26 protein-coding genes are annotated in these 24623 nt (G+C 70.5%); 14 read left to right on the top strand and 12 right to left on the bottom strand.

Going from position 1 to position 24623, the window contains the following annotated elements; translation table 11 throughout:
- The 4 genes from sufC to ACFYZJ_RS05560 are packed head-to-tail and all read left to right on the top strand — an operon-like array spanning position 1 to position 2836.
- A complete protein-coding gene (gene sufC, locus ACFYZJ_RS05545) occupies positions 1-765 on the top strand; it encodes a Fe-S cluster assembly ATPase SufC (protein WP_388563125.1) in 765 nt (254 codons plus the stop codon).
- Positions 762-2018 (top strand): cysteine desulfurase, encoded by a 1257-nt coding sequence (locus ACFYZJ_RS05550; protein ID WP_388563127.1) that lies wholly within the window; start codon positions 762-764, stop codon positions 2016-2018. The genes sufC and ACFYZJ_RS05550 overlap by 4 nt, the downstream gene beginning before the upstream one ends.
- Before the next feature lie 18 nt (positions 2019-2036).
- On the top strand, positions 2037-2504 hold the full coding sequence (gene sufU, locus ACFYZJ_RS05555) for a Fe-S cluster assembly sulfur transfer protein SufU (protein WP_388563129.1): 468 nt from the start codon (positions 2037-2039) through the stop codon (positions 2502-2504).
- A complete protein-coding gene (locus tag ACFYZJ_RS05560) occupies positions 2501-2836 on the top strand; it encodes a metal-sulfur cluster assembly factor (RefSeq protein ID WP_103844434.1) in 336 nt (111 codons plus the stop codon). The genes sufU and ACFYZJ_RS05560 overlap by 4 nt, the downstream gene beginning before the upstream one ends.
- A gap of 75 nt (positions 2837-2911) precedes the next feature.
- Here the strand turns inward: ACFYZJ_RS05560 and ACFYZJ_RS05565 are convergent, their stop codons facing one another.
- Entirely contained in the window at positions 2912-3766 is an 855-nt protein-coding gene (locus tag ACFYZJ_RS05565; protein ID WP_388563131.1) for an AbfB domain-containing protein, read from the bottom strand.
- Between the two features lie 287 nt (positions 3767-4053).
- Here ACFYZJ_RS05565 and ACFYZJ_RS05570 point away from each other — a divergent pair, with 287 nt between their 5' ends.
- From ACFYZJ_RS05570 to dapD, 3 genes are all read left to right on the top strand, one after another.
- Complete coding sequence (locus tag ACFYZJ_RS05570; protein ID WP_388563133.1) at positions 4054-4374, top strand: DMT family transporter; 321 nt, start codon at positions 4054-4056, stop codon at positions 4372-4374.
- Positions 4374-4913 carry a TetR/AcrR family transcriptional regulator gene (locus ACFYZJ_RS05575; protein WP_388563135.1) on the top strand — a complete coding sequence of 180 codons (540 nt, stop codon included), beginning with the start codon at positions 4374-4376 and terminating at the stop codon, positions 4911-4913. The genes ACFYZJ_RS05570 and ACFYZJ_RS05575 overlap by 1 nt, the downstream gene beginning before the upstream one ends.
- Positions 4914-5005: 92 nt before the next feature.
- Complete coding sequence (gene dapD, locus ACFYZJ_RS05580; RefSeq protein ID WP_388563137.1) at positions 5006-5995, top strand: 2,3,4,5-tetrahydropyridine-2,6-dicarboxylate N-succinyltransferase; 990 nt, start codon at positions 5006-5008, stop codon at positions 5993-5995.
- Between the two features lie 73 nt (positions 5996-6068).
- On the opposite strand, the gene dapA is transcribed toward dapD, so the two are convergent.
- Positions 6069-6971 carry a 4-hydroxy-tetrahydrodipicolinate synthase gene (dapA, locus tag ACFYZJ_RS05585; protein ID WP_388563139.1) on the bottom strand — a complete coding sequence of 301 codons (903 nt, stop codon included), beginning with the start codon at positions 6969-6971 and terminating at the stop codon, positions 6069-6071.
- A 423-nt stretch (positions 6972-7394) separates the two neighbouring features.
- Here dapA and ACFYZJ_RS05590 point away from each other — a divergent pair, with 423 nt between their 5' ends.
- From ACFYZJ_RS05590 to ACFYZJ_RS05610, 5 genes are all read left to right on the top strand, one after another.
- Positions 7395-7547 (top strand): hypothetical protein, encoded by a 153-nt coding sequence (locus tag ACFYZJ_RS05590; protein ID WP_388563141.1) that lies wholly within the window; start codon positions 7395-7397, stop codon positions 7545-7547.
- The gene (locus ACFYZJ_RS05595; RefSeq protein WP_388563143.1) at positions 7544-8206 is read left to right on the top strand and encodes a hypothetical protein; all 663 of its coding nucleotides are present in this window, start codon (positions 7544-7546) and stop codon (positions 8204-8206) included. The genes ACFYZJ_RS05590 and ACFYZJ_RS05595 overlap by 4 nt, the downstream gene beginning before the upstream one ends.
- A gap of 91 nt (positions 8207-8297) precedes the next feature.
- Positions 8298-9002, top strand: a complete 705-nt coding sequence (locus tag ACFYZJ_RS05600; RefSeq protein ID WP_388563145.1) for an antibiotic biosynthesis monooxygenase — start codon at positions 8298-8300, stop codon at positions 9000-9002.
- A 108-nt stretch (positions 9003-9110) separates the two neighbouring features.
- Positions 9111-9740, top strand: coding sequence for an ArsR/SmtB family transcription factor (locus ACFYZJ_RS05605; RefSeq protein WP_388563147.1), 630 nt, complete (start codon positions 9111-9113; stop codon positions 9738-9740).
- 14 nt (positions 9741-9754) lie between these two features.
- The gene (locus ACFYZJ_RS05610; protein ID WP_388563149.1) at positions 9755-10480 is read left to right on the top strand and encodes an SRPBCC domain-containing protein; all 726 of its coding nucleotides are present in this window, start codon (positions 9755-9757) and stop codon (positions 10478-10480) included.
- 28 nt (positions 10481-10508) lie between these two features.
- On the opposite strand, the gene ACFYZJ_RS05615 is transcribed toward ACFYZJ_RS05610, so the two are convergent.
- Positions 10509-12335, bottom strand: a complete 1827-nt coding sequence (locus ACFYZJ_RS05615; RefSeq protein WP_388563151.1) for an endonuclease/exonuclease/phosphatase family protein — start codon at positions 12333-12335, stop codon at positions 10509-10511.
- Between the two features lie 311 nt (positions 12336-12646).
- Here ACFYZJ_RS05615 and ACFYZJ_RS05620 point away from each other — a divergent pair, with 311 nt between their 5' ends.
- The gene (locus ACFYZJ_RS05620) at positions 12647-14074 is read left to right on the top strand and encodes a hypothetical protein (protein ID WP_388563153.1); all 1428 of its coding nucleotides are present in this window, start codon (positions 12647-12649) and stop codon (positions 14072-14074) included.
- 44 nt (positions 14075-14118) lie between these two features.
- Here ACFYZJ_RS05620 and ACFYZJ_RS05625 read toward each other — a convergent pair whose 3' ends face one another.
- Both ACFYZJ_RS05625 and ACFYZJ_RS05630 read right to left on the bottom strand, forming a co-directional pair.
- A complete protein-coding gene (locus tag ACFYZJ_RS05625) occupies positions 14119-14787 on the bottom strand; it encodes a DUF6461 domain-containing protein (protein WP_388563155.1) in 669 nt (222 codons plus the stop codon).
- A gap of 102 nt (positions 14788-14889) precedes the next feature.
- Positions 14890-16335, bottom strand: coding sequence for an MFS transporter (locus tag ACFYZJ_RS05630; protein ID WP_388563157.1), 1446 nt, complete (start codon positions 16333-16335; stop codon positions 14890-14892).
- 143 nt (positions 16336-16478) lie between these two features.
- On the opposite strand from ACFYZJ_RS05630, the gene ACFYZJ_RS05635 reads away from it, so the two are divergent.
- On the top strand, positions 16479-17045 hold the full coding sequence (locus tag ACFYZJ_RS05635) for a TetR/AcrR family transcriptional regulator (protein WP_388563159.1): 567 nt from the start codon (positions 16479-16481) through the stop codon (positions 17043-17045).
- Positions 17046-17115: 70 nt separating this feature from the next.
- On the opposite strand, the gene ACFYZJ_RS05640 is transcribed toward ACFYZJ_RS05635, so the two are convergent.
- The 7 genes from ACFYZJ_RS05640 to ACFYZJ_RS05670 all read right to left on the bottom strand — a co-directional run bounded on the left by ACFYZJ_RS05640 (position 17116) and on the right by ACFYZJ_RS05670 (position 24599).
- Positions 17116-18282, bottom strand: coding sequence for a TerD family protein (locus tag ACFYZJ_RS05640; protein WP_388563396.1), 1167 nt, complete (start codon positions 18280-18282; stop codon positions 17116-17118).
- 198 nt (positions 18283-18480) lie between these two features.
- Complete coding sequence (locus ACFYZJ_RS05645) at positions 18481-19470, bottom strand: zinc-dependent alcohol dehydrogenase family protein (RefSeq protein ID WP_388563161.1); 990 nt, start codon at positions 19468-19470, stop codon at positions 18481-18483.
- Complete coding sequence (locus tag ACFYZJ_RS05650; RefSeq protein WP_388563163.1) at positions 19467-20327, bottom strand: carbohydrate ABC transporter permease; 861 nt, start codon at positions 20325-20327, stop codon at positions 19467-19469. The genes ACFYZJ_RS05645 and ACFYZJ_RS05650 overlap by 4 nt, the downstream gene beginning before the upstream one ends.
- Positions 20324-21262 (bottom strand): carbohydrate ABC transporter permease, encoded by a 939-nt coding sequence (locus ACFYZJ_RS05655; protein WP_388563165.1) that lies wholly within the window; start codon positions 21260-21262, stop codon positions 20324-20326. Before ACFYZJ_RS05655 ends, ACFYZJ_RS05650 begins: the two co-directional genes overlap by 4 nt.
- Positions 21259-22638, bottom strand: a complete 1380-nt coding sequence (locus ACFYZJ_RS05660; protein WP_388563167.1) for an ABC transporter substrate-binding protein — start codon at positions 22636-22638, stop codon at positions 21259-21261. Before ACFYZJ_RS05660 ends, ACFYZJ_RS05655 begins: the two co-directional genes overlap by 4 nt.
- 79 nt (positions 22639-22717) lie before the next feature.
- Positions 22718-23488 carry a DeoR/GlpR family DNA-binding transcription regulator gene (locus ACFYZJ_RS05665; RefSeq protein ID WP_388563169.1) on the bottom strand — a complete coding sequence of 257 codons (771 nt, stop codon included), beginning with the start codon at positions 23486-23488 and terminating at the stop codon, positions 22718-22720.
- 301 nt (positions 23489-23789) lie between these two features.
- Complete coding sequence (locus ACFYZJ_RS05670) at positions 23790-24599, bottom strand: NAD-dependent epimerase/dehydratase family protein (RefSeq protein ID WP_388563170.1); 810 nt, start codon at positions 24597-24599, stop codon at positions 23790-23792.
- Positions 24600-24623: the final 24 nt, after the last annotated feature.

A 24623-nucleotide genomic window follows, 5' to 3' on the forward strand; every position in this document is an offset into this window, starting at 1 on the left:
ATGGCAACGCTTGAAATCCGAGACCTGCACGTCACCGTCGAGGCCGACAACGCCACGAAGGAGATCCTCAAGGGCGTCGACCTCACCGTGAAGCAGGGCGAGACGCACGCCATCATGGGCCCCAACGGCTCGGGCAAGTCGACCCTCGCCTACTCGCTCGCGGGTCACCCGAAGTACACGGTCACCGGAGGCACCGTGCTGCTCGACGGCGAGGACGTCCTTGCGATGTCCGTCGACGAGCGGGCCCGCGCCGGTGTGTTCCTGGCGATGCAGTACCCGGTCGAGGTCCCCGGCGTCTCCGTCTCCAACTTCCTGCGCACCTCCGCCACCGCGGTCCGCGGCGAGGCCCCGAAGCTGCGCACCTGGGTGAAGGAGGTCAAGGAGGCCATGGAGCGCCTCAACATCGACCCCTCCTTCGCCGAGCGCAACGTGAACGAGGGCTTCTCCGGCGGTGAGAAGAAGCGCCACGAGATCCTCCAGCTGGAGCTGCTCAGGCCGAAGATCGCGATCCTCGACGAGACCGACTCCGGCCTGGACGTCGACGCGCTTCGGATCGTGTCGGAGGGCGTCAACCGCGTCCGCGAGACCGGCGAGGTCGGCACCCTGCTGATCACGCACTACACGCGCATCCTGCGCTACATCAAGCCCGACTTCGTCCACGTCTTCTCCGGCGGCCGGATCGTCGAGTCCGGCGGCGCCGAACTCGCCGACAAGCTGGAGGACGAGGGCTACGAGGCGTACACGAAGGGTGGCGTATCCGCGTGACACAGCTGCCGGGCCTCCTCGACACCGAGGCGATCCGCAAGGACTTCCCCGTCCTGGACCGGCTGGTCCACGACGGCAAGAAGCTCGTGTACCTGGACAACGCGGCGACGTCGCAGAAGCCGCGCCAGGTGCTGGACGTCCTGAGCGAGTACTACGAGCGCTACAACGCCAACGTCCACCGCGGTGTGCATGTGCTCGCCGAGGAGGCCACGGCGCTGTACGAGGGCGCGCGTGACAAGGTCGCGGAGTTCATCAACGCGCCGAGCCGCGACGAGGTGATCTTCACCAAGAACGCCTCCGAGTCGCTGAACCTCGTGGCGAACATGCTGGGCTGGGCCGACGAGCCCTACCGGGTGGACTCCGAGACCGAGATCGTCATCACGGAGATGGAGCACCACTCCAACATCGTGCCGTGGCAGCTGCTGGCGCAGCGCACGGGCGCGAAGCTGAAGTGGTTCGGCCTCACCGACGACGGCCGGCTCGACCTGTCCAACATCGACGAGATCATCACGGAGAAGACGAAGATCGTCTCCTTCGTGCTGGTGTCCAACATCCTGGGCACGGTCAACCCGGTCGAGGCGATCGTGCGCCGTGCGCAGGAGGTCGGTGCCCTGGTCTGCGTCGACGCCTCCCAGGCCGCGCCGCACATGCCGCTGGACGTCCAGGCGCTCCAGGCCGACTTCGTGGCCTTCACCGGCCACAAGATGTGCGGGCCGACCGGTATCGGCGTCCTCTGGGGCCGCCAGGAGCTGCTGGAGGACCTTCCCCCCTTCCTCGGCGGCGGCGAGATGATCGAGACGGTGTCGATGCACTCGTCGACGTACGCCCCCGCACCGCACAAGTTCGAGGCGGGCACCCCGCCGATCGCGCAGGCGGTCGGTCTGGGCGCGGCGATCGACTACCTCAACTCGATCGGCATGGACAAGATCCTCGCCCATGAGCACGCGCTCACCGAGTACGCGGTGAAGCGGCTGGGCGAGGTCCCCGACCTGAAGATCATCGGCCCGACCACGGCCGAGGACCGGGGCGCGGCGATCTCCTTCACGCTCGGCGACATCCACCCGCACGACGTGGGCCAGGTCCTCGACGAGCAGGGCATCGCGGTCCGGGTCGGGCACCACTGCGCCCGCCCTGTGTGCCTCCGGTACGGAATTCCTGCGACCACGCGAGCGTCGTTCTATCTGTACTCCACGCCGGCCGAGATCGACGCTCTGGTCGAGGGCCTGGAGCACGTACGGAACTTCTTCGGCTGAGGGACGTGAGCTGAGACGGTGAAGCTGGACTCCATGTACCAGGAAGTCATCCTGGACCACTACAAGAACCCCCACGGGCGTGGTCTGAGGGATGGCGACGCCGAGGTGCACCATGTGAACCCGACGTGCGGCGACGAGATCACCCTTCGCGTGAAGTACGACGGCACGACGATCAAGGACGTCTCGTACGAGGGCCAGGGCTGCTCCATCAGCCAGGCCTCGGCCTCCGTGCTGAACGAACTCCTCGTCGGCAAGGAGCTGTCCGAGGCGCAGAAGATCCAGGAGACCTTCCTGGAGCTGATGCAGTCCAAGGGCAGGATCGAGCCCGACGACGCGATGGAGGACGTCCTGGAGGACGCGGTGGCGTTCGCCGGGGTGTCCAAGTACCCGGCGCGGGTGAAGTGCGCCCTCCTGAGCTGGATGGCGTGGAAGGACGCGACGGCCCAGGCGCTGGGCGGAGCCGACGCCGAAAGGAAGACGGCATGAGCGACACCGTGGAGATGAAGCCGGTCTCGGAGGAGGAGCTCCGCGAGGCCCTGATGGACGTGGTCGACCCCGAGCTGGGCATCGACGTCGTCAACCTGGGTCTGATCTACGGCATCCACATCGACGAGGCGGCGAACATCGCCACCGTCGACATGACCCTGACCTCGGCGGCCTGCCCGCTGACGGACGTCATCGAGGACCAGGCCAAGTCCGCCACGGACGGCCTCGTCAACGAGTTGCGCATCAACTGGGTCTGGATGCCGCCGTGGGGCCCCGACAAGATCACGGACGATGGCCGCGAGCAGCTGCGGGCGCTCGGGTTCAACGTCTGAGATCGAGCCACGAGCCACGAGCCGGAGAAACGGCGAGGTCCTACGGGCCTCGCCGTTTCGCATGCCCGGACCGGTTCAGGCCAGGCCGTCGACCAGCCGGAACGCCGAGTCCGCCCGGTACAGATCGCCGGACTGGTACGGGTCCAGCTTGAGCTGGAAGTTCTGGTGGCGCAGGAAGCGGCCGGGGTAGTTGACCGACTCCAGCATGACCGCTCCCGAGTACGACGAGGGGCGGGGGCAGAAGGTGGCGTCCTGCCGGAACAGGGAGGAGCCGTCGTCGGGCTCGGCGCGCAACAGGAAGTTCCGGTGGCGCAGGTACCTGCCGTCGGCCGTGGCGAAGGAGTAACAGGAGGCGTCCGCCAGGCCGTTGACCAGTCTGATGGTGGAGTCCGCACGGCTCTCCGAGCCGCGGACCGGGTCCAACTTCACATAGCTGCCGCTGACGTGCCAGTAGCGGTCGGGATAGTTGACCGACTGCACCGACCTCCAGGCGGTGAAGGGCGTGGGCTTCGGCGGTTTGGCCGAGGAGGCCTCGGTGGCGGAAGCCGTCGGCTCGGCGGGGGCGGTGTGTTTCCCGGCCTCCGGGGAGGACGAGTTGGCCCTGGTCGCCCAGGACGCCTCGCCGGAGGTCATGCCGCTCTTCCCGCTGGGCGCCGCCACGGGGGACGGGGGCAGCGAGAGGTCGGGCACATCCGGGTCGCCCAGCGCGATGGCGGCGTCCTGCGCGCGCTTCGGTGACGTGGCGTCACCTGGCTTGCCCAGCACGGAGATCGCTATCGCGCTGGTGGAGAAGACGGCCACGGCGAGCAGTCCTGCCGCCCAGAGCCTGCGGGATCCGGACGTCCGGGCTTCGCCGGGGACGTTGCCGGTCTCCCACACCGGGGATGGGGCGGGCTGGTCCGGAGCGGGTGGGGGGTTGTTGTCTGGCATGCGCGGTTTCCTCGGCGTCGCGCCACGGCGGACGCGGAATCGTCAAAAGAGCGGGTGGTGGCGGAGCGGGAGCAAGCGGGGAAGGCGGGGGCCGACCCGGGCGACGGGCACGCGGAACGGCGGGGAGCCGTGGATACCGGGTGATCGACCGGTGAAACAGTAGTGGACATGACGGGTTTTCAGCACCCATTCGAGAGCGGTTTCTCGCAGGGGTGTCCTCGGGTGTCCTGCTCCGGGTGCGTCCGGGATGTGTACGGACGTACACATCGATGCGTACACTTGTCCACATGGGATACACGTTCCTCGCCGGGGCGATCGCCGCGGAAGTCGCCGCCACGACCGCCATGAAGTACAGCGACGGGTTCAGCAGGCTCGGGCCCTCGCTGGTCACCCTCCTCGGCTATGTCGTCTCCTTCCTGCTGCTGGCGCAGACCCTGAAGTCCGTGTCGATCGGCACCGCCTACGCGATCTGGTCGGGCGCCGGCACCGCGACCGTCGCCATGATCGGGTTGGTGCTGTTCGGCGAGGGCCTGGGCGCCGCGAAGATCGCCGGGATCGCGCTGATCGTCGGCGGGGTGGTGGTCCTGAACCTGGGAGGTGCGCACTGATGCCCCGCCGCTACGACCCCGAGCGGCGCCGCCGGATCATCGACGCGGCGATCCGGGTCGTGGGGGAGAAGGGCATCGCGGGGCTGAGCCACCGCTCGGTCGCCGCCGAGGCCGACGTGCCGCTCGGCTCCACCACGTACCACTTCAAGACCCTCGACGAACTGATGGTCGCCGCGCTGCGGCAGGCCAACGAGGGCTTCGCCAAGGCGCTCGCCGAGAGCGGCCTGCTGGAGGACGGCAGGGAACGGGACCTCGCCGCGGACCTCGCCCGGGCCCTCGGGGAGTGGCTGAACGGCGACCGCACGAGCGTGGAGCTGGAGTACGAGCTCTATCTCGCGGCCCTGCGCCGCCCCGCACTGCGGCCCGTCGCGGCCGAGTGGACGGAACAGACCGCCGAGTCGCTGGCGCGGCGTACGGATCCGGCCACCGCGCGGGCACTGCTGGCGTTGCTGGACGGGATCTGTCTGCAGGTACTGCTCACGGGGGCGCCGTACGACGAGGAGTACGCGCGGGAGGTCCTGGCACGGGTGATCCCCTGATCCCGGCCGGGCGCCGCGCCGGGGCCGACCGGCAGGTGAGACGCCCCCGCACCGGTTCGCCCGCGCGCGCCCGGCCACGTTAGGTTTCCCCTATGACCGACACGACTGCTCCCCGTACCACCGGTGCCGTGGCCGCAGGCCTGGCCACCGTCGCCGCCGACGGCACCGTTCTCGACACCTGGTTCCCCGCGCCGGAGCTGGCCGCCGAGCCCGGCCCGTCCGGCACCGAGCGGCTGTCCGCCGAGAAGGCCGTGGAGCTGCTCGGCGAAGGCGCCGCCAAGGCGATCGGCCCGGACGCCCGCCGGGGCGTCGAGGTGGTCGCGGTGCGCACGGTCATCGCCTCGCTCGACGAGAAGCCGATCGACACGCACGACGTCTATCTGCGCCTCCACCTGCTCTCCCACCGGCTGGTGAAGCCGCACGGCCAGAACCTGGAGGGCATCTTCGGCCTGCTCGCCAACGTGGCCTGGACCTCGCTCGGTCCGGTCGCCGTCGACGACGTCGAGAGGGTCCGCCTGAACGCCCGCGCCGAGGGCCTGCACCTCCAGGTGACCTCCATCGACAAGTTCCCGCGCATGACGGACTACGTGGCCCCCAAGGGTGTCCGCATCGCCGACGCCGACCGGGTCCGCCTCGGCGCGCACCTCGCCGAGGGCACCACGGTCATGCACGAGGGCTTCGTGAACTTCAACGCCGGCACGCTCGGCACCTCCATGGTCGAGGGCCGTATCTCCGCGGGCGTCGTGGTCGGCGACGGCTCGGACATCGGCGGTGGCGCCTCCACCATGGGCACCCTCTCCGGCGGCGGCAACGTGATCATCTCCATCGGCGAGCGCTGCCTGATCGGCGCGGAGGCGGGCGTGGGCATCGCCCTCGGCGACGAGTGCGTCGTCGAGGCCGGCCTGTACGTCACCGCCGGCACCCGGGTCACGCTGCCCGACGGCCAGATCGTCAAGGCCCGCGAGCTCAACGGCGCCTCCAACATCCTCTTCCGCCGCAACTCCGTCACCGGCAAGGTCGAGGCCCGCCCGAACAACGCGGTCTGGGGTGGCCTGAACGAGATCCTGCACAGCCACAACTGATCAACGGCGGCCGTGACCTGCGGCCGCCTCCTCGATCACCGTCCTGCCCCGCTGCCGGACTGCCCAGCTGAGTTCAGGCGGCCCCGAACCGCTCGTACGCCCTCAGCAGCCCGTCGACCGTCTCCCGGCCGGCGGGCCGCAGCGGCGCGCGGACCGGGCCCGCGGGCAGACCGAGCGCCCCGAGCAGGCCCTTGGCGGTGACCGTGCCGGGCAGGCCGGCGGACATCATCAAGTCGATGAGCGGGGTGGCCTGGTGCTGCAGCCGGGCCGCACCAGCCGTGTCCCCGGCGTCGAAGGCGTCCAGAACCGAACGGAGTCGGCGCGGGACGGCGTTCGCGACCGTGCTGACGTATCCGGCGCCGCCGACCGCGTACAGGGCGAGGTTGTGCTCGTCGCAGCCCGCGTAGTACGCCAACCCGGTCCGCGCCAGGACCTTCTGGGTGCCGAGGAAGTCGTACGCGCAGTCCTTGACGGCGACGATCCGCGGATGGTCCGCGAGGCGGATCATGGTCTCCGGTTCGATGCGGGTGCCGGTGCGGCCCGGGATGTCGTAGAGCATGAGCGGCAGCCCCGAGACATCGGCGATCTCACGGAAGTGGGCCTCGACCGCGTCCTGCGGGGGCCGGCTGTAGTACGGAGTGACCACCAACAGCCCGTCCGCGCCCGCCTTTTCGGCCGCCAAGGCCAGCTCCACGGTGTGCCGGGTGTCCGAGGTGCCCACGCCCGCCACGATGGACGCGCGCCCGCCGACCGCCTCCCGCACCGCCCGCACCAGTGCCGCCTTCTCGGCGTCGGTGGTGGTCGGTGACTCGCCCGTGGTGCCCGACAGCACCAGGCCGTCGCAGCCCTCGGTCACGAGCAGGTCGGCGAGTTGCTGCGCGCCGTCGAGGTCGAGCGCGCCCTCCTCGGTGAAGGGTGTGATCATGGCGCACAGCGCGCGGCCGAAGGGGCGGGTGGAGCGGGGTGTGGTCGTCATGGGAGTAGTCTCGGCAGCGCGACAGTGAAGCTCCACTTAATTCTTCTACAGGGTATTGATTAGGTCTGCTTGCGCTATGGTGATCGCTACGGGTGATCGTTATGGGTGATCGCTATGGGTGATGTGGAGCGCGTCCCGATGACCTCGCTCGCGAGGATGGCGGCCGCCCAGGGACGCCTGGCGCCCTCGGAACCGCAGGTCAGGGATGCGGTGGCGGAGGCGCTCGGGGCGCGGCGAGCCGTTGGCGGCGTGTGCGGTGGGCCGTCCGCGGCGGGCGCGGTGAGGGCGCGCGGAGTGTGCGCGGCGCGCGGTCAGGGGCGCGCGGAGTGTGCGGTGCGGGACCGTCGGCCACCAGGCACTGGTGCCAAATCGGGCGGCGTGGGTCACCATGGCCGGGACGGTAACCAACAGCCGGGAGGCGTCATGAAGCTGGGCAAGGCACTCGCCACCGGGGTCGCCGAGGAGCGCCCGCAGGTGCACGAGGAACAGGCCGACCTCCGGGTCGCCGACATCGCCGGCATCGCGGAGCCCGTCGAGGAGGCGCCCGCCCCCGAAGAGGTCCCGGTCGCGCGATGAGACTGCGGCTCCCCGAGGAACGACCGACGGAGCCGCCGACCGGATACAAGATCGCCCACCCGGTGCTGTCCCAGGACGGCACCCGGGCCGGGTTCACCGGTGTGTCGCTGGGCGGCGCGCTGCCCTACGGGGTCCTCGACGAGGCCCGGTGTGTCTACGGGCTGCGGCACCGCGCGCCGCACCGCCGCTGCGACTGCGGCTTCCACTGCGTCCACGACCGTGCGGAGGCGGAGGCGCTGCTGTGCACCGGGGAGCACCGGGCGGCCGTGCTGCTCGAGGTGTCGGTCCTCGGCGCGTACATCCGCTTCGAACGCGGCTTCCGGTACGCGCGCCAGCGGGTGCGGACCATGATGGTCGGTGCCTGCGCGTGCGGAGCGTCGGCCGCGGCGCTGGCCGACGCGGGCTGGGGCCGGCCGGGCTGGCGCGTCCTGCAGACGTCGTGCGCCGGGTGCGTGCGCGGCCGTACGTCCGTGTCGCTCACGGCGTTCGCCGGGCTCGCGGGGGAGGGGCTGCGGGTACGGGCCGTATCAGGCGTCGAGAGCCCGCCCGCGGATCTCGGCGTCTCCGAGCTGGTCGCCGAGGCGGCCCTGCTCCAGGCCCGGCTCGACTGGTTCCAGAGCCGGCTGGCGCGCCTGGAGAACGGCGGTCCCGCGCGGTGAGACGGGCCCACGGGACCGGACTTGACCTCAAGTTTGGTTGAGGTCGCAACGTGGTCGGTGCATACGACAGCGCCGACCACGGAGGCCTTTGATGACCCGTCGTACCACCGCCCACCCGGACCTCACGGACTCCAGGGCCAAGGCGCCCTTCTTCAGCACCTGGCGCGTGGGGACGCCCTTGCGCCAGCGGCAGACGGTCGAGGCCATCGCCGAGACCTGGGAGCGCAGGCCGTGGCCCGCCGACGGGTTGCTCGGCTACTACGTCTACACCGGACACGACACCTCCACCCTGCTGCACCACTCGCGCTGGGCGGACGAGCAGGCCTATGAGGCGTACGTCAAGACGCAGCGGCAGGAACGCGTCGACGAGATCGACACCACGGTGCCGGGCATCGAACGGCTCTGGCTCGGCCGGTACCGGTACTACCGCAGCCACGCTCCGGCCGACCGGGCCGGGCGCGTGCCCGGGTGCATCGTGATCGTCGACATCGAGTTCGACGGGCCCGACCCCGAGCGGCAGCGCGCCTGGGTCGACGCCGTCGTCGAGGCGCTGGAGAGCGAGCCGACCCCGCATCCCGGCGGCATCTCCGCCCACTTCCACCTCGGCACCGACGGCAACCGGGTCCTCAACTACGCCGAGTGGGAGAGCGCCCAGGCCCACCTGGACGCGCTCGCCGCGCCAGGCGACGGCATCGGCTCGGCCATGCCCCAGTGGGAGCGCGTGCAGACGTGGCCCGGCCTCAAGAGCACCACCGTGAGCCGCTACGACTACGCGCTCGGACTTTTGCCGGACTGACCTCCGGGGTGGGCCGGCACGCGGTCGGCACGCCCCGTCCTCTCCCGACCTCTCGCCGAAAGCTTTCTCCGTCTGGACAAGAAAAGTTTTCGGTGAGAGGGTGGAGCCATGTTGGACGTCACCGTCATCGAGGACCCGGAGGCCGCGGCCGTCTCGCTGGACCCCGTCCGCGCCCGGCTGCTCGCCGAACTGGCGGCGGGGCCGGCGTCGGCGGCGATGCTGGCCGGAAAGGTCGGACTGCCCCGGCAGAAGGTGAACTACCACCTCAAGGCCCTGGAGCGGCACGGCCTGGTCGAGCTGGCCGGCGAGCGCCGCAAGGGCAACGTCACCGAGCGGCTGATGCGGGCCACCGCGGCGTCGTACGTGATCAGTCCGCTCGCGCTCGCCTCCGTGCAGCCCGACCCGGACCGCTTCCGCGACCAGCTCTCGGCGCGCTGGCTGCTCGCCCTCGGCGCCCGGCTGGTCCGCGACGTCGGCTCGCTCGTCACCGGCGCGGCCAAGGCCCGCAAACGGCTCGCGACCTACGCGCTCGACGGCGAGGTCCGCTTCGCCTCGGCCGCCGACCGCGCCGCGTTCGTGCAGGAGCTGACGGCGGGCGTCAGCGCCCTGATCCGCAAGTACGACGCCCCGGACGCCGAGGCGGGCCGCGACCACCGGATCGTCGTGGCCCTCCACCCCACGGTCAAGGACCGGACCGGGACCGCCCCGGAACTCGACTCTCCGCAAGAATCCCAGTGAGCAGGAGCCCCGCCATGTCCAAGGAATTCGAGATCGTCCGTGAGTTCGAGGTCGACGCCACGCCGGAGGAGGTGTGGGAGGCGATCACCACCGGCACGGGCGGTTACCTGTGGCCGATGGAGCCGCCCGAGCCCAAGGAGGGCGGCAAGGGGCCCTTCGGGTCCACGGTCACCGCCTGGGACCCGCCGCACCGCTATACCAACCGCAGCGAGGACGTCGGCTTCCCCACCCAGTCGCTCAACCAGCTCGATCACACCATCGAGCCGCGCGAGGGCGGCCGGCGCGCCTGGGTGCGCTACGTGCACAGCGGGATCTTCACCGACGACTGGGACAACCAGTACGACGGCGCGAGCAAGCACACCGACTTCTACCTGCACACCCTGCGCGAGTACCTGACCCGGTTCGCGCCCCGCCCGGTCGCCTTCGCGACCCTGAACGGGCCTGCGGCCTCCACGGCGCCCGACGCCTTCGTCCTCGTCCAGCGTGCGCTCGGGCTCGGCGACGACACGGCCGAGGGCGCACGCGTGGCCGTCCGGGGGCCGGGCGCGTTCGAGGCCGTGCTCGACTACCGCAACCCGTACTTCGTCGGGCTGCGCACCGACGACGCCCTGGTCCGCTTCTTCGGCCGCAACCACTGGGGCGCCCCCGTCGGCATCAGCGTCCACGACTTCGCGCCCGGCGCCGACGCCAAGGCGAACGAGGCCGCCTGGCAGGAATGGCTGAACGGGGTCTTCGCCTGACGAAGACCCCGTCGCCCGGCCGCGGGTGCTACGGGCGGAACCGCAGCACCTGCGGGTCGTGGTCGCTGATCTGGTCGTGGAACTCCGAGTTGATGTGCACGCTGTCGTAGTCGAGGTCGCAGCCGCGGCGGATCGACGGGCTGACCAGGATCTGGTCCAGGACCTGTGCGTTGCCCTGGTAGTCGTACGTGTACCGCTCGCTCCTCGGCAGCGACTTGATCGCCGACCAGAGCTCGCCGTCACCCTCGAGGATCTTCGTGGTGTCGGAGAACTCGAAGTCGTTCATGTCGCCCAGCGCGATGACATCGGCGTTCTTCTGGGTGTCGAGGATGTCCTTGACGAAGGTGTTCACCTCGGTCGCCTGAAGGTGGCGCTGGACCTCCGAGCTGCGGGTCGGCGGCTGGTACTGCGAGTGCAGCGACTGGTCGCCGCCCTTGGAGGTGAGGTGGTTGGCGATCACGAAGACGGTCCTGCCGCGGAAGACGAACTCGCCGACGAGCGGCTTGCGGCTGGACTTCCAGGCGTCGTCGGTCGGGTCGATACGACCGGGGGAGATCGTCAGCTGCGCCTTGCCGTGCACCTTCGTCACACCGACCGCGGTCGTGGAGTCGCCGCCCGGGCGGTCGGTGAAGGAGATCCGCTCCGGGTTGAACAGGAAGACCTGGCGGATGTTGCCGCCGGGCTCGCCGCCGTCCTGGTCGTTGACCGGGTCGATCGAGCGCCAGTCGTACTTCGGGCCGCCCGCCGCGACGATCGCGTCGATCAGTTTGTTCACCGTCTGGCTCGCGCCGACCGTGCCGTCGTCCTTGGCGCCGTTGTCGTCCTGGATCTCCTCCAGGGAGACGATGTCCGGCGACTGCAGGTTGTCCACGATCGCGGCGGCGTGGGCCGCGAACGTGGTGTCCGACGGGTCCAGGTTCTCGACGTTGTAGGTCGCCACGGCCAGCTCGCCGCGTTCCTGCTTGCGCGTGGTCTCCCGTTGCAGCCCCCCGCTCCTCAGCGTGCCCAGCTGACCGGCGACCAGGGTGTAACCGCCGAACTGGTTGTAGTCCAGCGGGCCGGTCGTGGTCCCGGCGAGCGTGTCGCCGACGTTCGCCCGGGGGAAGTCGGCGGTGGATCCCAGCGACTGGATCTGCAGCCGGCCGGTGTCCTGGGACTCGTAGGAGCCGTAGACGGTGCCGCCGCGGCGGGTGGCGTGCTCGTGCGGCTTCACCGTGACCCACAGCTCGCTGTACGGGTCGGTCGCGGTCACCACGCGGGCGTCGGCGACCTGGACGTTCATGCCCTCCAGGGACTCGTAGTGGTCCAGGGCGTACGCCGACGGCTGGAGCGTCAGGCCGTTGATCGAGCCGTTCGCGGCCGGGTCGCCCGCCGGGGTGTACCGGTCCGGCACCGAGTCCTCGTCGATCACCACCGGCGCGGGGACTGCGTTGCCGCTGGAACGCACCGTCACCGTCGGCTTGGTGATCTCCGTGACCGACTGGTTGCCGGACGAGGTGCCGCCCGGGACGTACTCCGAGACCGTGCCCGTCACCGTCACCGCGTCACCGACGGCGACCTTCGGGGTGGAGCTGGTGAAGACGAAGACGCCCTCACTGGTGGCCGGGTCGTCGTCCGGGGTCGGGTCCTGCATCCAGAACCCTCTCGACGAGCCGTAGGTCCGCACACCCGTGACGATTCCGGCCACGTCCGTGACGTTCTGGCCCACGAGCGGTGATATCCGCGTGGTGCCCTGGATGTCGTGGATGCGCACGGTGTCCGCGTGTGCGGGAGAGGTGAGGACCACACCGGACACGGCGGAGCAGACGGCGGCGACGGTGAGCGCGGCCAGCCGCGCGGAAGACTTGCTCGGCAACGGAATCCCTCCGGGGAGATACGTGGGCGCCGGGACGAAGTGGAGCGTGTAACCGGTGGCCGCGACCGGCGGGGCGGTGGCGACGCGCGTAGCGGGCGACGGACGGCACCGAACCTCGGTGAACAGCTGTCCCCCCGACTTCTACGCGCGTCAATCTCCTGTGCTCTCAGGCCAGTTGTCAAGGTTTCGGCCATGTACGGCAGCCGGCGGGGAGATGAACCAGGCGGCATGGGTGGAAATCCGTCTAGGCTGAGCAGAGTGTTTCGGGGCGCCCCTCGGCCACCACGTACGTCCCCAAGGAGACCCAGCCGATGTCACACAGCTCCCTCCTGCCGCCGGTCCGGCTGCGTTCCGAGGCGGAGCTCGCACGGGACGCGCTCGCCACACCCCTGCTCTCCCGTGCCGCCCGGCTCGCCCGCTGGGCCGGCCCGGACACGCGCGTCGGCCCGGGGGGCGAACTCGTCGAAGAGCAGCTGCCCGCCGCGGCCGAGGTCCTCGGGCTGACCGGTGAGGACGCCGCCGCCTGCGCGAGCGAGGCCTGGCGGGTCGCCGTCGACGCCGGCCTCGTCCAGGTCGTCGACCAGGAGGCGGGGACGGTCACCACCGGCGCGGATCTGGCGCTGCTCACCTCCGGCAGCCCGGGCGACGTGCTCGGCGTGTGGCTCGGCGCGCTGGAGGCCGTCCTCGCCGACGCGAGCGTGCCCGAGCTGGACGGGCTCGTCGACGCCATGGAGGAGGACGGCGGGATCGACCTGTCCTCGCTCGACTGGGACCCGGAGGCGGAGGCCGAGTTCCTCGACGGAGTGCTGGGCAACCTCTATCTGCTGACGGTCAGTGAGGACGGGCCCGGCGACAGCGCGGTGCCGCTGCCGGCGCTCGCCGCGTCGATGATCGTGCCCGACGACATGGGCGAACCCACCAACGACGTCCTGGAACAGGTCTCGGACGCCATGATGCGGCTGGACGACCAGTTCCGGATCCTCGAACCCATCGGGCTCGTCGACTTCCAGCCGGTCGACGAGGCGCTGATGACCGACGCCGAGGACGAGTCCACGGCGGCCGTCGACGAGACGGACGTCAGCCGCTACGGGATGGTACGGCTGACGCCGCTCGGCCTGTACGGGATGCGGACCCGGCTGCAGGAGGCCGGGATGACGGCGCCCGCGGTGGGGGAGCTGGCGGACAAGGGCGCGGACGCCCTGCTCGACGGCACGTCGGGGTTTCCGCCGGCGGCCGCGCAGGCGGAGACGGAGCAGTGGCTGGCACGCCGGGAACCGCTGGCGGCGGCGCGGGAGCTGCTGGCCGCGGCGCGGGGCTCGGACACCGGTGCGCCGCTGCGCAGGCTCCGCTGCCAGCAGGCGCTGTCCCTCATCGGGCCGGAGGCCGAACCCGCGCTGCGTGAGGTGCTGGACGACGCGGAACTGGGCGGTCTGGCGCGGGTATGGCTCACCGAGCGCGGGGCGGCCGACGTGCCGGCGCCGCCGGAGTCCATGGTGTTCTGGCTGACCATCGACACGCTGGCCGCGCAGCTGGCGGCCGAGGGCAACTCGGAGGAGCTGCAGGGCCTGGTGGAGGGACTGGCGGCCCAGCACAGCGGCTTCTTCGCCACGGCCTGGCGGGTGGACCATCCGGCGACACCGGACGTCCTGGAGGCGATGGGGCGCCTGCACCCGGACAAGAAGGTGGCGAAGGAAGCGCGGAAGGCGGCGTTCAAGGCGCGGTCGCAGCAGGGGGGTTAGTCACTCCTCGATCCGCGGCCCGCACCGGGGTCGCGGATCGTGCTTCAGACCGGTTGGTCCAAGGACGGTCCCTTCAGCAGGACGGCGGGCAGCATTCCCTCGGTGATCTGCGCCCTGGGCAGGGTGAGGCCGAAGCGCTGTTCCAGGATGTCGAGGCACGACCAGTGCACGAACCGGGGCTCGCCCGTGTCGCCGAGGGGCAGGCCGGAGGCTTCGATCTCGGCCCTGAGGTGCGTGACCAGGTCCTCGTCCTCGCCCGTGATCTCACCATCGCCCCACGAGGTGTCGAGGTGGAGGTTGAAGCTGCACATCCGCCGGCCGTCGTGCCAGTACGCGAAGTGGGGAGGCACCGGCTTTCCGTTCTGCTCCTGGTATTCCAGGTGGAAGACATGGGCACCGCCGTGTGACACGGCGGGTTCCTCGTCGAACTCGACGTACCAGCCACCGTGCTTGACGACGAATGCCCACTCGCCGATCTCTCCGTGGCGCAAGATGATCCCGTCCCACGAGTCCCCGTAGAGTCCCTGGATCAGGTCGAGAGCCGTCTGCCCCGTGAGCTGCCCGATGGTCCGTGGCTCGTGTGCCGATCCGTGCTTCGTCCCGGCGACACGCCGGGCGAGTTCCTGGCCGGCGATGTCCTGGGCGATGGTGACGCTGTAGCCGAACCAGTCGATGGGATGCGGCTCGGCGAGCCAGGTGATTCCGTCGGGCACAACGTCCCTTTCCGGGAGGGGAGATCGGGGCATGGGGCCTGCGTGCCCGGCCAGCCCATCAGAGATGAACCAGGAGTGCAGTGGTGGAAGCCACAGCTCCGGTCAGGTCGAGCCGCCGGCCCTGCGCCGCCCGGTGATCACGAACCCCGACACCAGCAGGGCGGTCAGCGCGATCAGCGAGCCGACGCCGAACGCGCGGGCCGAACCCCCGATGAGGATGTCGGTCGGGGAGCCGGTCGCGTGCCGGGTCGCCGTGCCGTAGACCGTGACGAGGACGGACAGGCCGAGGGTGCCGCCGAGCCACTGGAGGGTCTGCAGGAGACCGGAGGCGGCGCCCGCCTCGTGCGGTTCGACGCCGGCGAGGATCGTCGCGTTGAGCGGCATGAAGCTCAGGCCGACGCCGAGGCCCATCAGCAGCAGGGGGCCCAGCAGCCCGGTGGCGTAGCCGTCGCCGGGCCGCAGTCGCCAGAGCCATCCGGCCGCGACGACGATCAGGGCCATGCCGGTGAGCAGGACCGGCTTGACGCCGAGACGGCCGAGCAGCCGCGGTACGAGGCGCACGGTCGTGAACATCACCAGGGTCATCGGCAGGAAGGCGAGCCCGGCCCGCAACGGGCTGTAGTCCAGCACCTGCTGGCTGATCAGGGTGAGGAAGTAGAACGCTCCGAACATGCCCGCGGGCAGCAGCAGGACGCCCGCGTAGCCGCCCGCGCGGTTCCGGCTCGCGAACAGGCCGAGGGGCAGGATCGGCTGCTCGGCCCGGGACTCGACGAGGACGAGGCCGGTCAGCAGGGCCGCCGTCGCGGTGAAGCCGAGCAGTGCCTGGGTGTCACTCCAGCCGTGCTCGGAGACGCGGATGAACGCGTACACCAGCGAGGTCGTTCCGGCGGTGCCGGTGAGCGCGCCCGCCGCGTCGAAACGGCCGGCGTGGCGCGGGGTCTCGGTGACGAAACGGGGGAGGGCCAGGGCCACCGCGACCCCGATCGGCACGTTGATGAGCAGGGCCCAGCGCCAGGTCGCCCAGGAGGTCAGCATGCCGCCGACGACCAGGCCGACGGAGGCGCCGATGCCGGCCGTCGAGGAGTAGACGCCGAGGGCGTGGTGGCGGCGCGGTCCGTCCGGGAAGTTGGTGGTGATCAGCGCGAGGGTGCTGGGCGCGGTGAGCGCGGCGCCGACGCCCTGGAGCGCGCGGGCCGCCAGCAGCCAGGCGCTGTCGGTGGCGAGTCCGCCGAGCAGGGAGGACAGCGCGAAGACCAGGACACCGACGGTGAGGGTCCTGCGGCGGCCCACGATGTCGCCGACCCGCCCGCCGAGCAGCAGCAGTCCGCCGAAGGCGAGGGTGTAGGCGTTGAGTACCCAGGACAGGCCGGTGGGGGAGAAGGCCAGGTCCTGCTGGATGTCGGGGAGCGCGACATTGACGACGGTGGAGTCGACGCCGACCATCAGGTAGGCGGTGACGATCACGAGGAGGACGGTGCCGAGCCTGGCGGGACGCCGTGGTGCGGAGGGTGCGTCTGTGGTGGTGGACGGTGCGGACGGGGTGGACATGGAGTTCTCCCGTTGTGGCGTCCCCGGGTGAGAAGGTGCGGCGTACGGGCAGCGCGGACCGCCCGTGACAATAAGCGGGGACTGTCTCCGGTTAGTCCTCGATAAGATACGGAGAGGGTCCCCGGTTTGCAAGGAGTATCTGGATGACGCAGGTCAGACCCATGCGTGCGGACGCTCGGCGCAACTACGAGCGGTTGCTGAAGGCCGCGGCGGAAGCCTTCGCCGAGCACGGGGAGAACGCGTCGCTCGACGACATCGCCAAGCGCGCCGGCGTCGGCTCGGGCACCCTCTACCGGCACTTCCCGACCCGTCAGGACCTGTTGGAGGCGGCGTACGTCGACCGGGTGCGGGCGATGGCCGCGCGGGCCGACGAGATCGCGCGCGAGCTGCCGGCGGGCGAGGCGCTGGTGGAGTGGCTGAACGAGCTGTGCGCCGGGACGATCCAGGTCCGGGGAATGAAGGCCCTGTTGGGCTCGGCCGTCACGGACGGCAGTTCCGCCGCGGTCACCGCCTGCGGCACCTCGATGAAGGAGGCGGCGGCGCGGCTCGTGGAGGCGGCGCAGAAGGAGGGAACCCTGCGGGCGGACGTGAAGCCGATCGAGATCCTGCGGCTGGCGCACGGGGTTGCCACAGCCTCCGAACTGGCCGACGGGCAGGGGAAGGACATCCGCCGCTATCTGTCGCTGCTGACGGACGGGTTGCGGCCGTAGGAGGACGGCCGCCGCACCTGCGGGCCGCGGCCAGGGGCGCCCGCAGGTGTCGTACGACTGCCCGGACGGCCTACAGCGCCTCGGCCGCCGGCTTCACCATGTTCCGTACGGTGCGGGCCTTGACGAAGTCGCCCATCGCCGTCATGTCCCACTCGCCGGAGAACTGCCGGATCAGCTTGGCCATCATCACGCCCGTCTGCGGCTCGGCGTGGGTGAGGTCGAAGCGGACCAGCTCCTGGTCGGTCGCGGCGTCCACGAGGCGGCAGTAGGCCTTGGCGATCTCGGTGAACTTCTGCCCGGAGAAGGAGTTGACCGTGAAGACCAGCCCGGTGACCTCCTGCGGGAGGCGGCCGAGGTCCACGGTGATGACCTCGTCGTCGCCTCCGCCCTCGCCGGTGAGGTTGTCGCCGGAGTGCTTGATCGCGCCGTTCAGGATGGTCAGCTTGCCGAAGTAGCAGCTGTCGATGTGGTTGCGCTGCGGGCCGTACGCGATGACGGAGGCGTCCAGGTCGATGTCCTTGCCGTGGAACGCGGGCTCCCAGCCGAGGCCCATCTTCACCTGGGCCAGCAGGGGTCGGCCGCCCTTGACCAGGGAGACGGTCTGGTTCTTCCGGAGGCTGACGCGACCCTTGTCGAGGTTGATCTTTCCGGCGCCGGGGGCGGGGGCGGGCGGTGCGGCAGGCGCCGGGGGAGCGGTGGGCGGGGGCTGCACGGCGGGCGCGGTGGGCTGGGCCGGGGCGGCCGGTTCCTCGACCCTGACGCCGAAGTCGGTGGCGATGCCCGCGAGGCCGTCGGCGTAGCCCTGACCGACGGCGCGGGCCTTCCACACGCCGCCCCGCAGATAGACCTCCACGACCACCAGTGCGGTCTCCGTGCCGAGTTGGGGCGGGGTGAAGGTGGCAAGGACGCTGTTGTCGTCCGCGTTGCGCAGGGTGGCCGTCGGCTCGATGCCCTGGAAGGTCTGGCCGGCGGCGTCGGGGCTCGCGGTGACGACGATCTTCTCGATGCCCGGGGGCACGGAGGCGGTGTCGATGGTGATCGAGTCGGGGCTCGTGCCACCGCCGGAGCGGTAGGTGACACCCGGGCCCACCGGCTGGTTGTAGAAGATGAAGTCGTCGTCGGAACGCACCTTGCCGTCGGCGGTGAGCAGCAGGGCGGACACGTCGAGCCGCACCGGTGCGGCGACGTCGACGGTCACGTGGGGGACGCCGAGGGGGATGTTCGAGCCGGGGGTCATTGCTGTCATGCCAGGGGTAACGAGCGAGCCCGCTTTACCGTTCCCTTACCCGACGGCCCGTCCGGGCGGTCCTCGCCGCCGCCGCCCCCGCGTCCCTGTCGGGGTTCCGCCAGGGCCGGCAGCGGGGGTCCGGGGGGAAGCCCCCAGGGGCGGGACGGGTAGGGGCGGCGGGGGCGAGAACCATCCGCGCCGTACCCCCTACGGCACGATCACGATCTTCCGCCCCACCCCCGCCGCGAACTGCTCCAACGCCTGCGGGTACCGCTCCAGCGGCAGGCGGTCGCTGATGAAGACCTCGGGGTTCAGCACCCCGTTCGCGAACAGTTCCGCCGCCCGTTCGAAGCTGTGCAGCACCGCCATGGAACCCGTGATGGTGATCTCCTGGTTGTAGATGCGGTACGGATCGATCGTCACCCGCGTCGCATAGTCCGCCACCCCGAACTGCAGGAACGTGCCCGCCTTCGCCACCCGGCCCAGGCCGTCCTGGATCGCCGCCGCGTTGCCCGTCGCGTCGACGACGACGTCCCAGCCCTGCGGGCGGTCCAGTTCGTCCGCGTTCGCCGCCGACGCCGTGACGCCCAGCCGCCGTGCCGTCTCCAGCCGCGCCGGGTTCAGGTCCACCACGTCCACGCTCGCCGCGCCCGTCCGCTTGGCCAGCTCCAGCATCATCAGGCCCATCGTTCCCGAGCCGTAGATCAGGACGTGTGCCCCGAGGCGGGACCGCAGGACGTCGTAGCCGCGCACCGCGCAGGACAGCGGCTCCACCAACGCCGCGTCCTGGGTGCGGACATGCTCCGGGAGCTTCACGCAGTTCGCCACCGGCGCCACCGCGTACTGGGCCGCGCCACCCGCCGTGGTGACGCCGATCGCGGCCCACCGTTCGCACAGGTTGTTGTGGCCCGTACGGCAGTAACGGCACTCGTGGCAGTAGAGGGACGGGTCCACCGCGACCCGGTCTCCGACCGCCAGCTCCGTGACCTGGGTGCCGACCCCGACGACCTCGCCCGCGAACTCGTGCCCGGGCACGATCGGCAGCTTGGGCGCGAACTCGCCCTGGAGGATGTGCAGATCCGTCCCGCACAGTCCGCAGGCCGCGACCTCGACGACGACCTCGCGCGGTCCGGGCGTCGGGTCCGGGACCTCCGAGACGACGGCGCGGCCCACGGACTCGATGACGGCGGCCTTCATTTCACGGCTCCCAACGACAGGCCCTGGACCAGTTTGTCCTGGGCGGCGAACCCCGCGGCGAGCACCGGCAGGGAGATGACGAGCGACGCGGCGCACACCTTGGCGAGGAACAGGCCCTGGCTGGTGATGAAGCCGGTCAGGAAGACGGGTGCCGTTTCGGCCACCACGCCGGTCAGCACTCGGGCGAAGAGCAGTTCGTTCCAGCTGAAGATGAAGCAGATCAGTGCCGTCGCGGCGATGCCGGGCAGCGCGATCGGGGCCACCACGCGAGCGAGGACCGTCGGCAGCCGGGCGCCGTCGATCTGCGCCGCCTCGATCACCGCCACGGGAACCTCGGCGAGGAACGACTGCATCATCCACACCGCGATCGGCAGGTTCATGGAGGTGTAGAGGATGACCAGGAGCCAGATGTTGTCGAGCATCCCGGTGTTCTTCGCGAACAGGTAGATCGGCAGCAGGCCCGCCACCACCGGCAGCATCTTGGTGGACAGGAAGAAGAACAGGACGTCCGTCCACTTCTTCACCCGGCGGATGGACAGGGCGTACGCCGCCGGGAGGGCCAGCAGGAGCACGCACAGGGTCGAGACCACCGACGCCATGGTCGAGTTGATCAACGCCGGCCAGGGGCTCGCGCCGCCGCCCGCGCCGAAGAAGTCCCGGTAGCTGTCCAGGGTCAGGGCGGCCCCGAAGGACGGCGGGTTCGTCGCGGCGTCGGTCTCCGAGTGGAAGGAGGTCAGGGCCATCCAGGCGATGGGCAGGAAGAACAGCAGACCCACCAGCCAGGCCAGCAGGCCGAGGCCCGCTCCGCGGCGGCTGCGGCCGCCTGCGGTCGCCGTGCGTACGGCAGCGGTGCTCATGCGCGGGACACCTCCTCGCGGAACAGGGACGACACGACGCGCAGGGCGAAGGTCGCGATGACGATGGAGCCGATGACGACCAGGACGCCGGCGGCGGAGGCGAGGCCGTTCTCGTGGGCCTGGTAGAAGCTCTGGTAGACGGTGTAGGGGAGGTTCGCGGTGCCGAGTCCGCCCGAGGTGAGCGTGAACACCGCGTCGAAGTTCTGCACGATGTAGATCGAGCCCAGCAGGGCACCCAGCTCCAGATACCGGCGCAGGTGCGGGAGCGTGAGGTGGCGGAAGATCTGCCAGTCGTTCGCGCCGTCGACCCGGGCGGCCTCCATCTGCTCGTGGTCGCGGCTCTGCAGGCCGGCCAGCAGGATCAGCATCATGAACGGCGTCCACTGCCAGATCAGCGAGGCCTCGACCGCGAGCAGCGGCGTGTTGGAGATCCAGTCCGGTTGGGGGCCGCCCACATAGTGCAACAACCCATTGAACAGACCGTATTCAGGGTTGTAGAGCACGTGTTTCCAGAGCAGTGCGGCCGCCACCGGCACCACCAGGAACGGGGCGATCAGCATCGTGCGGACCAGGCCGCGGCCCCGGAACTTCCGGTTGAGCAGCAACGCGATGCCGAGGCCCAGGACCAGGCTGACCAGCACCACCGTGACCGTCAGCAGGACCGTCGTCCACACCGAGTGGCGCAGGTCCGGGTCGGTGAGGACCTGGCGGTAGTTGTCGACGCCCGTGAAGTGCCGGTCCTTCGGATAGAGCGCGTTCCAGTCGAAGAACGAGATCACCAGCGTGGCCACGAACGGCAGCTGGGTCACCACGATCATGAAGACCAGGGCGGGCAGCAACGGCGCTCGGGTGGCCCACGCTCGCATACGGTTCGGCGGCCGGGTCGCCGGCCGCGCAGCGGCGGCGGCGATCCGGGCGGAGGTGGTGATGGTCATGATCCCTCGTACTTCTTCGCGACGGCCTCGGCGAGCGCCTGCGACTTCTTCAGCGCGCTGTCCACGGACTCCCGGCCCGCTATGGCGGAGCTGATCTCCTGGGAGACCTTGGTGCCCAGATCGGTGAACTCGGGGATGTCGACGAACTGGATGCCGGGCGCGGGACGGGGCTGCACACCCGGGTCGTTCGGCTTGGCGCTCGCTATGGCGTTCCGGGTGACGTCCGCGAAGGCGGCCGCCTCCTTGCGGTAGTCCGGGATGTCATAGGTCGACGAACGCTTGCCGGCCGGCACGTTGGCCCAGCCCGCCTTCTCGCCCACGAGCTTCTCGTAGTCCTTGCCGGACGCCCACGAGATGAACTTCCAGGCGTCGTCAGGGTTCTTGGACGCCTTCTGGATGCCCCAGGCCCAGGTGTAGAGCCAGCCGGAGCTGTCGGTTTTCTCGACCGGGGCCGGGACGTATCCGATCTTGCCCTTGACCGGGGAACCGGAGGCCTCCAGCGAACCCGCGCCCGACGTGGCGTCGTACCACATCGCCGTCTTGCCCTGTGTCGTGTCGTTGAGGCACTCGGCGAAGCCGGACTGGGCCGCGCCGGACTCGCCGTGCTTGCGCACCAGGTCGACGTAGAACTGGGTGGCCTGCTTGAACTCCGGGGAGTCCAGCCGTGCCTTCCAGTCCTTGTCGAACCAGGTGCCGCCGAAGGTGTTGACGACCGTGGTCAGCGGAGCCATCACCTCGCCCCAGCCGGGCAGCCCGCGCAGACAGATGCCCTTCATGCCGGGCTCGGCGCCGTCCGCCCTGGCGGCCAGGTCGGCGACCTGCTGCCAGGTGGGCTTGGCCGGCATGGTCAGGCCCTTCTTCCGGAAGACGTCCTTGCGGTACATCAGGAAGGAGGACTCGCCGTAGAAGGGCTCGCCGTAGAGCTTGCCGTCCGCGGCGGTCAGGGCCTGCCGCATCGGGGCGAGGATGTCCTGCTGGTCGAAGGCGGTGTCGCCCTTGACGTACGAGTCCATCGCGTGGAGCCAGCCGTTCTTCGCGTAGATCGGGATCTCGTAGTTGCTCAGGGTGGCGACGTCGTACTGGCCGGCCTGGTTGGCGAAGTCCTGGCTGATCTTGTCGCGGACGTCGTTCTCCGGCAGCACGGTGAAGTTCACCTTGATCCCGGTCTTCTTCGTGAAGTTGTCGGCGGTGAGCTTCTGCAACTCCACCATCTGCGGGTTGTTCACCATCAGGACGTTGATGGCGTGGGCGGATCCGCCGCCCACGCCGCCGGCGCCGCCGGCTCCTGAGCAGCCGGCGAGCAGTGGAGTGATCAGCGTTCCTACGGTGGCCACGGCAAACAGGGCGCGGGGCGTTCGTCGGCTCTGGGTTCGCATGGGGTACTCCTGGGCGAATGGGGAGATAAGGGGCGCGCTCGGGTGTGGGTGTGCCCCTGAAGGGGACGGTGTTCGTTTTTCAGACGCGGATGACCTGCGGGCCCTGCAGCGAGTAGCGGTGGGCTTCGGAGGCGGGCAGCAGCGTGCTGGTGACGACCGCCTCCAGTTCGCCGATCTGCGCGAACCGGCAGAAGCTGACCGCCCCGAACTTGGTGTGCACGCCCGCGAAGACCGTGCGCCGGGAGGCGCGGATCGCCTGGGCCTTGACCTCGCTGACCGCCGGGTCGGGGGTGGTCAGGCCGTGTTCGCGGGAGATGCCGTTGGCGCCGATGTACGCCAGGTCGATGACGAAACCGGCCAGCATCTTCGTCGTCCAGTGGTCGACGGTGGCGAGCGTGCCGGGCCGCACCCGGCCGCCCAGCAGCAGGACCGTGGTGTTCTCGGCCTCCGCGAGCGCGCCCGCGGTGGCCAGGGACGCGGTGACCACGGTCAGCTGCCGGTCCCGGGGGAGCGCCTCGGCGATGAGCTGCGGGGTGAAGCCCTCGTCCACGAAGACGGTCTCGGCGTCCCCCAGCAGCTCGGCCGCGGCGGCCGCGATCCGGCGCTTCTCGGGGACGTGGCTGGTGGCGCGGAAGGCGAGGGTCGTCTCGAAACCGGCGCTCTCCACGGGGTAGGCGCCGCCGTGGGTGCGGCGGACCAGTCCGTGGTCCTCAAGGGCGCGCAGATCGCGCCGTACGGTCTCCTTCGCCACGCCCAGTTCGGCGGCGAGCGTGGTGACGTCGACCGAGCCCGCGCGGCGGGCGGCTTTGACGATCTCGCGCTGGCGTTCCTCCGCGGTCCTGTCCGTCATCGCCGACACCTGTCTTTCGTGCTCTTGCGCTCGTTCGCCGCTCGCTCGTATCCGGGCGCCCGAACCGGTGGTGCCCGTTCGGGCCCGGCAGGGCTCATGGGGGAAGTTCTACAGCGGGTGCGCGGCGGTGACCAGGCCTGTTGCATGCCCGAGTGTGCCCGACCCGGCCCGCTTGGCCGGATGCGTGCCCGCGTCGGACCTGGGACGGAGCGGGACGGCGGGTGAGATCGGGCAGCTTCCGTGCCCGAAAAGCGGGGCGGGCGGGCCCGTTCGGTGCCCGCCCGCCCCAGGGGGTGTCGTCTCAGTACGGCCAGATGGGCGGGTCCGTCACGAAGTGGCCGCCCAGGTGTGCGTGCGCCGGGTTGTCCGGGTCCAGCTCGCCCTGCTCGGCGATGAGCTTCTCGGCGTACGGCTCGGAGTCGTCCTGCGGCTCGTAGCCCAGGGCCCGCGCGGTGGTCAGGTCCCACCACAGGCGGGTGTTGGCCGAGGAGCCGTGGACGACGGTGTGTCCGACGTCCTCGGCGGTCAGGGCCGCGTGGAAGAGGCGGGCGCCGTCCTCGGGGCTCATCCAGACGGAGAGCATGCGGACGCTGGTGGGCTCGGGGAAGCAGGAGCCGATGCGCACCGAGACCGTTTCCAGGCCGTGCTTGTCCCAGTAGAACTGGGCGAGGTCCTCGCCGAAGGACTTCGACAGGCCGTAGAAGGTGTCGGGGCGGCGCGGGGTGTCGATCGGGATCAGGGGGTCGTCGCCCTGGGGGCGGGGAGTGAAGCCGACCGCATGGTTGGAGGAGGCGAACACGATCCGGCGTACGCCCTCCTCGCGTGCCGCCTCGTACACGTGGTACGTGCCCTCGATGTTCGCCTTCAGGATCTTCTCGAACGTGGACTCCAGGGAGATGCCCGCGAGGTGGATGATCGCGTCGACGCCCCGCACGGCCTCGCGCACCGCCTCCTTGTCGGCGAGATCCGCCGTGATCGCGTCCGGCTCGCCCTCGATCGGCCGCAGGTCGAGGAGCCGTAGCTGGTAGCCGTACTGCGGCAGCAGTCCCCGCATCAGGGTGCCGAGTCCGCCGGCGGCGCCGGTGAGCAGAACGGTGCGGGGAGCGGGCATCCTCGGTCTCCTTGAGATCAACGG

It is taken from the genome of Streptomyces sp. NPDC001848, assembly GCF_042891915.1.
In the GTDB taxonomy this organism is placed as follows: domain Bacteria; phylum Actinomycetota; class Actinomycetes; order Streptomycetales; family Streptomycetaceae; genus Streptomyces.

Coding starts and splice junctions, on each gene's coding strand:
- sufC (WP_388563125.1), top strand. CDS start 1: ATGGCAACGCTTGAAATCCGAGACCTGCACGTCACCGTCGAGGCCGAC.
- ACFYZJ_RS05560 (WP_103844434.1), top strand. CDS start 2,501: ATGAGCGACACCGTGGAGATGAAGCCGGTCTCGGAGGAGGAGCTCCGC.
- ACFYZJ_RS05565 (WP_388563131.1), bottom strand. CDS start 3,766: ATGCCAGACAACAACCCCCCACCCGCTCCGGACCAGCCCGCCCCATCC.
- ACFYZJ_RS05570 (WP_388563133.1), top strand. CDS start 4,054: ATGGGATACACGTTCCTCGCCGGGGCGATCGCCGCGGAAGTCGCCGCC.
- ACFYZJ_RS05575 (WP_388563135.1), top strand. CDS start 4,374: ATGCCCCGCCGCTACGACCCCGAGCGGCGCCGCCGGATCATCGACGCG.
- dapD (WP_388563137.1), top strand. CDS start 5,006: ATGACCGACACGACTGCTCCCCGTACCACCGGTGCCGTGGCCGCAGGC.
- dapA (WP_388563139.1), bottom strand. CDS start 6,971: ATGACGACCACACCCCGCTCCACCCGCCCCTTCGGCCGCGCGCTGTGC.
- ACFYZJ_RS05590 (WP_388563141.1), top strand. CDS start 7,395: ATGAAGCTGGGCAAGGCACTCGCCACCGGGGTCGCCGAGGAGCGCCCG.
- ACFYZJ_RS05595 (WP_388563143.1), top strand. CDS start 7,544: ATGAGACTGCGGCTCCCCGAGGAACGACCGACGGAGCCGCCGACCGGA.
- ACFYZJ_RS05600 (WP_388563145.1), top strand. CDS start 8,298: ATGACCCGTCGTACCACCGCCCACCCGGACCTCACGGACTCCAGGGCC.
- ACFYZJ_RS05605 (WP_388563147.1), top strand. CDS start 9,111: ATGTTGGACGTCACCGTCATCGAGGACCCGGAGGCCGCGGCCGTCTCG.
- ACFYZJ_RS05610 (WP_388563149.1), top strand. CDS start 9,755: ATGTCCAAGGAATTCGAGATCGTCCGTGAGTTCGAGGTCGACGCCACG.
- ACFYZJ_RS05620 (WP_388563153.1), top strand. CDS start 12,647: ATGTCACACAGCTCCCTCCTGCCGCCGGTCCGGCTGCGTTCCGAGGCG.
- ACFYZJ_RS05630 (WP_388563157.1), bottom strand. CDS start 16,335: ATGTCCACCCCGTCCGCACCGTCCACCACCACAGACGCACCCTCCGCA.
- ACFYZJ_RS05635 (WP_388563159.1), top strand. CDS start 16,479: ATGACGCAGGTCAGACCCATGCGTGCGGACGCTCGGCGCAACTACGAG.
- ACFYZJ_RS05640 (WP_388563396.1), bottom strand. CDS start 18,282: ATGACCCCCGGCTCGAACATCCCCCTCGGCGTCCCCCACGTGACCGTC.
- ACFYZJ_RS05645 (WP_388563161.1), bottom strand. CDS start 19,470: ATGAAGGCCGCCGTCATCGAGTCCGTGGGCCGCGCCGTCGTCTCGGAG.
- ACFYZJ_RS05650 (WP_388563163.1), bottom strand. CDS start 20,327: ATGAGCACCGCTGCCGTACGCACGGCGACCGCAGGCGGCCGCAGCCGC.
- ACFYZJ_RS05655 (WP_388563165.1), bottom strand. CDS start 21,262: ATGACCATCACCACCTCCGCCCGGATCGCCGCCGCCGCTGCGCGGCCG.
- ACFYZJ_RS05660 (WP_388563167.1), bottom strand. CDS start 22,638: ATGCGAACCCAGAGCCGACGAACGCCCCGCGCCCTGTTTGCCGTGGCC.
- ACFYZJ_RS05665 (WP_388563169.1), bottom strand. CDS start 23,488: ATGACGGACAGGACCGCGGAGGAACGCCAGCGCGAGATCGTCAAAGCC.
- ACFYZJ_RS05670 (WP_388563170.1), bottom strand. CDS start 24,599: ATGCCCGCTCCCCGCACCGTTCTGCTCACCGGCGCCGCCGGCGGACTC.